At 43.5% G+C, this 10,292-nt stretch carries 8 protein-coding genes and 1 pseudogene; 6 read left to right on the top strand and 3 right to left on the bottom strand.

Annotated elements, in window-relative coordinates; translation table 11 throughout:
• Nucleotides 1-626: 626 nt before the first annotated feature.
• From folE to A4S05_RS17985, 3 genes and pseudogenes are all read left to right on the top strand, one after another.
• Nucleotides 627-1,277 (top strand): GTP cyclohydrolase I FolE, encoded by a 651-nt coding sequence (gene folE, locus A4S05_RS17995; protein WP_069071171.1) that lies wholly within the window; start codon nt 627-629, stop codon nt 1,275-1,277.
• 576 nt (nt 1,278-1,853) lie between these two features.
• A pseudogene (locus A4S05_RS17990) lies at nt 1,854-2,069 on the top strand (glutathione S-transferase N-terminal domain-containing protein); the annotation flags it as partial.
• A gap of 78 nt (nt 2,070-2,147) precedes the next feature.
• Nucleotides 2,148-2,504, top strand: coding sequence for a hypothetical protein (locus A4S05_RS17985; RefSeq protein ID WP_069071169.1), 357 nt, complete (start codon nt 2,148-2,150; stop codon nt 2,502-2,504).
• Between the two features lie 531 nt (nt 2,505-3,035).
• Here the strand turns inward: A4S05_RS17985 and A4S05_RS17980 are convergent.
• Together A4S05_RS17980 and A4S05_RS17975 are read right to left on the bottom strand one after the other, a co-directional pair.
• Nucleotides 3,036-3,602 carry a phycobiliprotein lyase gene (locus A4S05_RS17980; protein WP_069071168.1) on the bottom strand — a complete coding sequence of 189 codons (567 nt, stop codon included), beginning with the start codon at nt 3,600-3,602 and terminating at the stop codon, nt 3,036-3,038.
• Nucleotides 3,603-3,677: 75 nt separating this feature from the next.
• On the bottom strand, nt 3,678-4,358 hold the full coding sequence (locus A4S05_RS17975) for a HEAT repeat domain-containing protein (protein WP_069071167.1): 681 nt from the start codon (nt 4,356-4,358) through the stop codon (nt 3,678-3,680).
• 599 nt (nt 4,359-4,957) lie between these two features.
• Here A4S05_RS17975 and infC point away from each other — a divergent pair.
• The 3 genes from infC to A4S05_RS17960 all read left to right on the top strand — a co-directional run bounded on the left by infC (nt 4,958) and on the right by A4S05_RS17960 (nt 9,837).
• On the top strand, nt 4,958-5,491 hold the full coding sequence (infC, locus tag A4S05_RS17970; protein WP_069071166.1) for a translation initiation factor IF-3: 534 nt from the start codon (nt 4,958-4,960) through the stop codon (nt 5,489-5,491).
• A 642-nt stretch (nt 5,492-6,133) separates the two neighbouring features.
• Nucleotides 6,134-9,139, top strand: coding sequence for a hypothetical protein (locus A4S05_RS17965; protein ID WP_069071165.1), 3,006 nt, complete (start codon nt 6,134-6,136; stop codon nt 9,137-9,139).
• A 281-nt stretch (nt 9,140-9,420) separates the two neighbouring features.
• Entirely contained in the window at nt 9,421-9,837 is a 417-nt protein-coding gene (locus A4S05_RS17960) for a thiol-disulfide oxidoreductase DCC family protein (protein ID WP_069071164.1), read from the top strand.
• 261 nt (nt 9,838-10,098) lie between these two features.
• Here A4S05_RS17960 and A4S05_RS41740 read toward each other — a convergent pair whose 3' ends face one another.
• Complete coding sequence (locus tag A4S05_RS41740) at nt 10,099-10,245, bottom strand: hypothetical protein (protein ID WP_176727038.1); 147 nt, start codon at nt 10,243-10,245, stop codon at nt 10,099-10,101.
• Nucleotides 10,246-10,292 lie beyond the last annotated feature (47 nt).

Below are 10,292 nucleotides of genomic sequence, written 5' to 3'. Positions count from 1 at the left end.
AAATTCAAAGTCTCTCTCCTTTTAGGAGAGAGATTTAGAGAGAAATACAGTTCAGAATGAGCAACAAAACACTTGTAGAGACGGCGATTCATCGCGTCTTCAAAGACAAATTATCTACACCAGTAACCTTAACCTAAGCGTATTGATTTAGAGAGAGGTTTTCCAGATGCCGTGAAAAGTCAGGTCAGATATTGAGTCAGAGACTCAATGAATGCATTCCCAGTCGGAAACTGGGAACGAGGAAATGCTTATCAAGCTGGGTTTTTGGGATTTGTGTGTACACCGTAGCCTAAAAGGGGAGAAACTTTGAATTTTCCCCCTTCCCGCGTCGGGGAGGGGGTTAGGTTAATCGTTACCTTTTCCACATGCCGTGAAAAGTCAGAACTCACAATACAGTTCAGATAAGACCAAAACACTTGTCTTGAAGGCGATTTATCGCGTCTCGAAAACCCACAATTTTGTACAATTAGCCCTTAACCCAAGCGTATTGGTTTTTAAGCTGACAAAATGTTTAGCGTGATTAAGAAGTGTAAAGTTATGTTACACTTAGTTACGAGTCAGGAGTCAATCGCAACCGACATCTGACAACAAGCTGATTTACCAAACATTCCCACAGAACTCACAAAATGACTCTATCGATTCGTCCCGATCTAACTTCTGCTGATCAGGTACTCTCATCTTTAGCGACTGGGCAACAGCAAACTGTAACAGAAGCCGAAATGAAGCAGGCTGTGCGTACTTTGCTGATTGGATTAGGAGAAGATCCAGACCGCGAAGGACTAAAAGATACTCCAAAAAGGGTGATGAAAGCCTTACAATTTCTCACAAAAGGATATCATGAATCTTTGGATGAACTGCTAAACGGAGCAGTATTTACAGAAGATGCCAATGAAATGGTATTGGTTCGGGACATCGATATTTTTAGTTCCTGCGAACATCATATTCTGCCGATTATTGGTCGTGCTCATGTTGCTTACATTCCCAATGGGAAAGTAATAGGATTATCTAAGATCGCCCGTGTTTGCGAAATGTATGCACGACGTTTACAAGTTCAAGAACGTCTGACTGTGCAAATTGCTGATGCCTTACAAGGATTACTCAAACCCCAAGGGGTTGCAGTGGTAATAGAAGCAACCCACATGTGTATGGTAATGCGCGGTGTACAAAAACCCGGTTCTTGGACTGTTACTAGTGCAATGCGCGGCGTTTTTTCAGAAGATGTGCGGACTCGCGAGGAATTTATGAATTTGATCCGGCACAATTCTAATTTTCATTAAATAGCCTCGGCAAACATAAATATCGAGACGTGACTCTCCTAGATTTTTAAACTTGGAATTTAAACTTAACTTTGCCCTTCAAAACCCAAACAGTTTTGAGGGGTAATCTTTGATATTTTCAAACTATTTTTTGATTTCTACAAGCCGCACACTCCTGAATTATTGATTTTTCGTCATGCAAGGTTCAAAAACCATCAGCCTGTTATAGTTTGAGTGATTGGTATCAACCCAATACTGCTTGGTTCAGGAGGCAGGAGGATAAAGGCAGGAGGCAGGAGGTAACCCACCCTTAAAAGAGTGGGATTGAAGCAAGGAGGTTTTATACCTCGCTGCAAGCAGTCTCAGTATAATTATTGCTTTGAACTGGGCTTTAGACCCAGAACTAAAGTTTTAATTGATACTTCTTACCTCCTGCCCTCTGCCTCCTGCCTTCTGCCTTTCTTCGGTAAAGCATTTTGAACTCGGAATTGGGTTTTGGGAAAAGGTTAAAGGTTTTTTCTTTCCCCTTACCCCTTACCCTTTTCCCCAAAACCCGACAAGTATTGGGTATCAACCTACTTCTAATACGAAGTCAAACGCTACGATCGCGATCCGAAAACTATGTTAGCGCCAGCATCACTGCGCGAAGTACATCCCCTCGGTAAGTCGCCAGTGATTACCGACGGTGGCTTGACTCTGGCCGAATCCGGTGCGATCATTGAGTATCTGGTCGAAGGCTATGGTAACGGAGTGTCCAGCCTACCAACGGGCGCTGGAACACGGCGGTACTTACGAGCTTCTAAGTTAAAGTAATTCCTGATGCAAGTTTACTTGCACTGTAAGATTTAATCGGATAATCTGAGCGATTAAGATTGTTTTCTAAGGAAACTAATGAACAAATTCATACTGAGTTTGCTTTCTTCTCCTATACTGATTAGCTCTATTCTCTCGATGGGAGTAATGCTCAATCAAGCGCAAGCCGTAGAACCACAACCAGAAGCCCAAAGCAAAGATAGTCTATCTTGTATACGCAATAAACATAAAGTGGGTTTAGTGTGTGCAAGGGCTTCTGTATTGGCTCAAATTCCTAAATATCAGCGGGAAATAGAGTTTTCTCCAGAAGATGTTCCCATGCTAGAGTTCAATGACCAAGAAAGCGATATGGCAACCGACCTATTTAACTGCGATTGTCCTGCTTGTATAAATTCTTTACGTAAAATGCGCGGTGTGACACCCTTGGTCTATTAAGATTCCACAAATTTACCTTTGTTTATAAGCAACATCCACAATTGGGGACTGGGGATTGGGAAAAAGTCTTTTAAAATTTGGTGGTGGCTAATAAGCCAATACGCTTGGGTTAAGAAGAACAGTAGCGACTGTCTTGAAGGTCAAGCGATCGTTAACAAAAACATCCACACAGAGATATTTCCCATTTTTTCTCAACATTACTCAACAATATGTTGAATTCATCCCCTTGATTACACTCATCCTTGCAGGATGCGGACTGTATACTTTAAATACTAGTATTTAAAGTTTTGACCCCGGCGACTGTTCGAGTTCTGTCTAGGAAATTTTTGTAGTGATCCGTGCTACAAAACGGTCTATTATGACCAAGTTTAGGACGATCTACTACTCTTTCTAAGGTACAAGGTTGGGTTGAGCAACAGCGAAACCCAACAAACCCCGAAAAATGTTGGGTTACCCTTCTCCTGTCGGAGACGCTACGCGAACGGGAAGCCGCTTCGCGTCTACGTTCCTCAACCCAAGCTACACATCAAACTAACTAGATACTGAGTTAGCCGCTTCCGAAGTCTTCGCGGCTGGCGGAAATCCACCCATGCGAATCTCAGAGGTGAAGGAAGTGATACTAAATCCACCAAAACTCTTGAGGATATTCACCCGCATCCGCAAATTGGGGCTAGCAAACCACAGGCGCTCCTCTGACCAGATGGTTTCATCCTCTATAGTTAGAATCAAAGCATCATCACTATCAAATTTATAGCGTCCGGCAACTGGAGTTTTATTAGCATCAACTATTTCTCGCAGCAATTTGCCTTGGGTCGGATTATCCGCGTCAGGTATCGAAACTAACATAGTTGAACCACTGTGTTTTGCTTGATCCTTGTCCATTGTCCCGTTCCAGTTAATTTTGGTAGCACAGGAAGCAGAACTAGGATTAATTTTGTACTGTTGACACAGTTTGATCACTTCTGGGTGATCTACAGCCAATGTCTCAATGATGATGTCTGACTTGCTATGTTCCGATTGGTTAAAAGCCAAATGTTGACTAGTACGATGAGAAAACCATTTACCAGCACTTAACTGAAAAAACTCTTCAATATTCATGAATGAAATTACCCTGCATCAAAATGCTAAAATTCTCACTTGATTATTATTAAAAGGTAGCAGGAGGCTTTAATATTAAGCTTGATTGTCTATTTCCTCAAGCTTCTTGAGGCCAATTCTGGCTGCCTCGGCAACGTTGAAATGATTGTCTTTTTCCAGGTATTTTAAAGCTGAAACACTTTTGGGAGTGGGAAGATTTCCCAAGGCTTCTGCCAGACGCTGCCTTACTAACCAATCATCTGATTGGGCGAAGCGCAGGATCTTATCGACAGACTCAATATCTTTAATTTCTCCCAGCGCAGAGATTGCAGCTTGTTGCAACACTACTTCTTTGCTATCCAATGCTTGAAGAAGAATTTGACGGGCACGAGGGTCTTTAATATTACCTAGAGAAACGGCTGCACTAAAGCGTACTAGCCAATCAGTATCTTCATAAAATGCCCGCGACAGCACTTCAAAGGCTCTGGCGTCACCTAAATATCCTAAAGCACCAGCGGCATCAGCGCGGATACCATAATCTGGGTCATTTTCGAGAATTCCTACCAAAATTGAATAACATTCTGGCGTCGGCTTGATTCCGAGGGCAAATATTGCCATCGATCGCAGTTGCAAAGATTCATCATCCAGTACCTTTTTAATTAAAGGGACTGCATCTTCAGGGGGAACATTACGCAGATTAGCAAGGGCTACCATGCGATCGCGTAAATTCGGACTTTCTAACTGAGTAGAAATTTCTTGTAAGCTTAGAGCTGCCATTTAGTTCAAAGCGTTTTCTTTACTTATCTTAATTTACCTGATCCGTTGATCACGCTGTCGCCATCGTGAAGTAGGAGTTTGGCGACTTTACAAAATGCCTCGATTATGAGGGGTCATTGGTCATTGGTCATGGGTGCTGAGTGTAAGAAAATCATCATGAAAAGGACAGATTTCACTTAAGCTTTTTTTGGATCAGGCGATCGCACAAGCTGGCATAATTGACTGTGCCAAAATCAGTTTGAACGGCCCCACAAACGCCTCAACGAAGAAGCAGGGGGGAGGGGGCTAGCTGGTGGACAATGACCCCTTCATCCTGCTGTGGAATGAAAAGGGCGTCGTAGACATCGCAAAAAATCTTGCTTAATAATTGTAATAATATTTAATATGAGTCTAGGTTGTGTAATTTAGATTAACTATTGCAGAGAAATTCTCTCAGACTGAGTAAAATGACAAATACAACGAGGCAACTATTTTATAGATTAGTTACCCTAGAACTGGAGACTATGTTTTCAGTCCTGAGTGACTTCTATATTTTGCCTACTGAGGCATACCAATTTAGACCACACCAAATCCTTCATTAAGAGCTCCCACTAATCATAATGGCTGTGATTGAGAAGAAAAGAACTCGCGATCTGCCCCAAATTAACGAACGAATTCGCTTCCCAAAAATTCGGGTCATTGACACTGACGGCGCCCAGTTGGGAATTATGCTCCCACAGGAAGCACTACAACTAGCAGAAGAAAAAGAGCTAGATTTAGTGCTAATCAGTGACAAAGCTGATCCGCCGGTTTGTCGGATTATGGACTACGGGAAATACAAGTTTGAGCAGGAAAAAAAGGCGCGAGAAGCCCGGAAAAAGCAGCACACGGCTGATGTCAAAGAAGTTAAGATGCGCTACAAAATTGAAGAACACGACTACAACGTGCGTGTTAAGCAAGCAGAGCGCTTTTTGAAAGATGGCGATAAAGTCAAAGCGACTGTGATGTTCCGGGGTAGAGAAATTCAACACAGCGACCTAGCAGAAGATTTGCTCAAGCGAATGGCAACGGATTTGGAGCCATTTGGTGAGGTTCAACAAGCGCCTAAAAAAGAAGGGCGAAACATGATGATGCTCATCTCGCCTAAAAAATAATCTTCTAACTGTATTAATAGACCAAGTTTGAAAATCCCCTGACTTATAGTTAGGGGATTTTTCGTTTGGATACAAGATGTACCCCAAAACGCCCCGCTCCGCTAACGCAATGACGCTCTCTACGAGACGCTAAAAGCGTAGCTTGCAACTCTTACAGAGTAAGCGAACTCGCTTTGCGCGTCGCTAACGCATTGAAGGAGGCAGGAGGCAGGAGGCACAATTTGAATGGGGATTCAAACCCCAACCAAATTGTAAGCGCCGTGTAGACGGCGGGGTTTTAGACCCAAGTTCGGTACGGTCACAGGCAGGAGACAGATAGCGCAGCGGTAGCTCATCCTGCCCTCTGCCTCCTGCCTTCTTTGATTAAATTTATCTAAAATCGATAGTCCTGAAGGCTGAGTGGGAAACATAATACTCAGTTGCTCAGGACTTTTGCTATTTCCAGGAGATGAGGCGATACGGTTCGGTTAAAGGGGAAAGGGATAAGGGGAAGGGGGAAGAAAACCTTTAACCCAAACCCAGTACCTTTCCCCCAAACGTAATTCTGAGTTCAAAATGCTTATCCGAACCTATTGCTTCCTCATGTCCCCCCTGCTTCCCCGCTTCCCATTACGCGGTGATACTACCAGAAAATAAAACTGCATGGAACTGAAAAATTACTGGTTGGCTGCAAATAAAGGTGCTTTGACACGACTACTACAGTGGGTGAATCTCCGACCAGAGGAGAGTGAGCGAACTCAGATAATGTTCCTTTTCTATACAACTGTATCTGTAGGATTACGTTGGGCAGAGGACAGCACGGTAGCGCTGTTTTTGGATGAATATGGGACTAATTTACTGCCGTGGATGTATATTGCCAGTGCCGTAATGAGTGCAGGACTGGTTTTTTTATACTCTTGGCTGCAAAAGATTTTTCCCTTACGCCAGGTGATTGTGGCGATCGCACCTTGCATGTTGATGCCGTTAGTTTTATTAGTTGTATTACGTTGGGGATCACATTTCTCCTATCTGGCAGTGATTTCGGTATTTTTGCTGCGGCTGTGGGTGGATGCACTTTATGTAGTCAATGACCTCAACACCTCCATCGTTGCCAACCAAATATTTAACATTCGGGAGATTAAGCGCACTTATCCACTAGTCAGTAGTGGTCTTTTAGTCGCAGATGTAATCAGTGGCTTTAGTCTACCTTGGCTGCTACAATACACGACGCTGAATAAGATCATCCTCATCGCCTGTGTAATGATTTTACTCGGATCGGGGATTCTATTCTATTTAACTCATCACTATCGAGCAGCTTTTCCTGAAACCCCACAAAAACTAATTCCTGAAGAACAAGCTTCACGAGCGCGTTTTCTCAAAAGTCCGCTGAAGCGCTATGTTTGGCAGTTGTTTGCCTTTGTGGGTTTATTACAAGTCATTGGGTTGTTAATAGATTTTCAATATCTGCGCGAACTCAAATCCAATTTGAGTGACCGAGAACTTGCTAGCTTTTTGGGTCTTTTTGGTGGGATGTTGGGGCTGTGTGAGTTGTTGTTGCAGTGGTTTATTTCCAGCCGACTCATCGAACGGATGGGAGTATTTTTCACCGCCACGCTTTTACCAATCACCGTCGGCTTTGCACTACCAGGAATGCTGGTATTGCTGCATTTAATTCCAGCCATTCAACCGCAAAGCTTTTTCTGGGGTCTGATAATTGTCAAATTCTGCGATGAACTTCTGCGCTACACCTTTGTCATGAGTAGCGGCCCCATCCTGTACCAACCGATTCCAGAGGGAATTCGTAGCCGGATGCAGACTTTATCTGGTGGAACCGCCGAAGCGATCGCTACAGGTTTGACAGGAGCGGTAATTTTTGTAACTCTATTGTTTTGTGGGCGGTTTGTACCCGTATCACTACAAAAGTGGGTGTTGGTAGCAGAGACAATGTTGATCGCTGGCACCTGTTTAACAGTAGTTTGGGAATTGCGATCGCGCTATGTTGAACTGTTAGTCTTGAGTGTGGCAAGGGGTCACTTGAGTGCGACTAATGTGGGTTTACGATTCTTTAAGCAGGGAGTAGTCAAAGCTTTAGCAGAAAAAGGCAGCGAGGCTGATAAACGCTCTTGTATTGAACTTTTAGCCCAAATTGATTCCCAAGGAGCAGCAGAAGTTTTAGCACCGCTACTAGTGAAGTTAACCCCAGATTTGCAGCGCCAAAGTTTGGAAGTGATGCTGATGGGAGGTGTAAATCCGGCTTATCTAGCCGCCATCCGTCCTTTGTTAGAACAATCCCAGGAAACTAACCCCGAAGTTTTTGCCTTAGCACTACGCTACGTTTGGTTGGCTGAACCAAATCCCAACTTAAGTCTCTTAGAAGGATATTTACACCCCCGCCAAAACTCACTCATCCGCGCTACCGCCGCCGCTTTAGTTTTACGCCAGGGAACGCCCATGCAAAAGGTAGCAGCTACCCAAACCATGCGCCGGATGCTGACTCATAAGCAAGAACGTGAACGGGTAAATGGAGTGAGAGCGCTCAGGGAAGCAGTTTATTTGCAAGCGTTGCGGATTCACATCCCAAATTTATTACAAGATGAGTCGTTACGGGTGCGCTGTGCTGTATTGGAAATGATCGCAGCAACCCATTTAGAAGAATACTATTCGGCACTGATTGCAGCACTTTATTACAAATCAACCCGTAGTACAGCAATGTCAGCCCTAATGCGACTAGAAAATGAAGCTCTAGAAATGCTGTTGCAGTTGGCTACGAATATTTATAAACCCGAAGTAGTGCGGATGTACGCTTGGCGCACCATTGCTCAAGTCGGCACTCAGGAAGCATTGGAGACTTTATGGGAAAACTTAGAGGCATCTTGGGGTATTACTAGGGATCATATTCTCCGCAGCTTACTAAAAATACATAAACAACCAGGAATTAGAGGTTTAGTAGATCGATTTTATGAAAGCCGGGTAGAAAATTTAATCAAGCAGGAATTAAAGTTTTTAGGTGAAATTTATGCTGCATACATTGACTTTAAAATATTAGACCAAAAAGAAAATCATCAATCCAGTGAGCGGGTTGTGATTGTCTCGGAGTTACTGCAACGCGCCCTTCTAGAATTGGAATTGGATGTCAAAGAACGGCTGCTACTGTTACTGAGACTGCTTTATTCGCCAGAAAAGATGCAAGCAGCAGCATTCAATCTGCGATCGCTCTCAGTGGTAAACTTAGCACGGGGGTTGGAAATCTTAGAGCATACCGTCACTTTGTCGTCAAAGTCTTTATTGTTGAATATTTTAGATAACCGACCACAATCAGAAAAATTACAATATCTGATAGAAGCCAAGATTGTAGACTATGAAAGTATGGTGGTTAGCGATCGCCTCCACAGATTGCTGATGTTGGGGAACTTCCTTTCTGACTGGTGTCTAGCTTGTTGTTTTCATTATGCTCAAGTGACACGCATCCGACTAACCAGTTCTGAGATTCTAGTGAGTTTGCGTCATCCAACTGGCTTTGTGAGAGAAGCTGCGATCGCATACTTAAATATGGTTTCACATCGCGTTCTCCTGCAAATCCTCCCCCAGTTACAAAAAGATCCACATCCCTTAGTCGCTGCTCAAGTTAAAGAGTTACTCAAAAAATACCAATTCAAAAATTACAATTGAAAATAATACTCCCCTGTAGTCTCCCCAAGGCATCGCTACGGTGGACACACAAGTGTTAGCTGCAAGGGTTTCAGGCGTTCCAGACCAGTGAAATGTGATTACGAGCAAAGCGATACGACGAAATCCTACCGCTAAAGTGTAGACACAAATAGATGTAAATTAGGAAAACAAGGGAAGTGAGGAAACAAAACAGATGGAAAACCCGATTTTAAGGGAAAAACATTCGGTGACCCATGTTTAGACACATCCGACAAGTCAATTGCCAAAGAGCAGTTATTTCCATGAACTACTATGTAATCTACGACGGAAATTGTAATCTCTGCGTTACCCTAGTACAATTTCTCGAAACCTTAGACAAGGGAAAGTTATTTCGCTACGCTTCTATGCAAGATGAGCAGACACTTTTACAGTGGGGGATTACAGCCCAAGATTGCGAACAGGGGATGATTTTAATTGATGGCAATCAACCTCAGAAGCGTTGGCAAGGGAGTAACGCAGCAGAAGAAATTGGGCGGTTATTGCCAGCAGGAAGTATATTTGTAGACGCTTATCGAGCCTTACCGGGGATGAAATGGGCAGGCGATCGCTTTTACGAACAAATCCGCGATAATCGTTACACCATTTTTGGTAAGCGTTCTAGTACTTATAAATCGGCATACTGCGTCGATGGTAGCTGCAAGTCAACAGAAGTTAAATAAACCACAGCTATACGAGGCTTTACCTTACCTCTGTGGATTTCAAAATTCCTGCCTCCTGCCTTTTACCTCCCAATGCTGTTGGTTAAGGCAAGAACTCCAAATTTTCAATTTGGTGGCTCTTTTTCAGGAGGGGTTTGAATCCCCTTCTGAAAAAAAACCTCCTGCCTCCTGCCTCCTGCCTCCTTCAATGCGTCTTGGCGATCTAGAATTTTAATCAAAAAACCTTAACCGAACCGTATTGCCCTGTTTGCTTATTTGTCATTAGACAGAGTTTATTTTAGTAAAAAATCCGCCTCCAGGTGCTAGCAAAAAGTCTGCTAGACCAACCATTATGCTATCTGGCGTGTTTGTAAATATTGTGCAATCAATGACAATTGCGATCGCCACCGGAAAGGGCGGGTATGCCATCGCGCCACAATTCGGCACAACACACTGGACTGACGGGAGGATACTGC

Origin of the sequence: Nostoc sp. KVJ20 (assembly GCF_001712795.1) — a bacterium.
In the GTDB taxonomy this organism is placed as follows: Bacteria; Cyanobacteriota; Cyanobacteriia; order Cyanobacteriales; family Nostocaceae; genus Nostoc.
The sequence above is the reverse complement of the archived record's forward strand: the minus strand, read 5'-3'. Positions and strand labels throughout refer to the sequence as shown.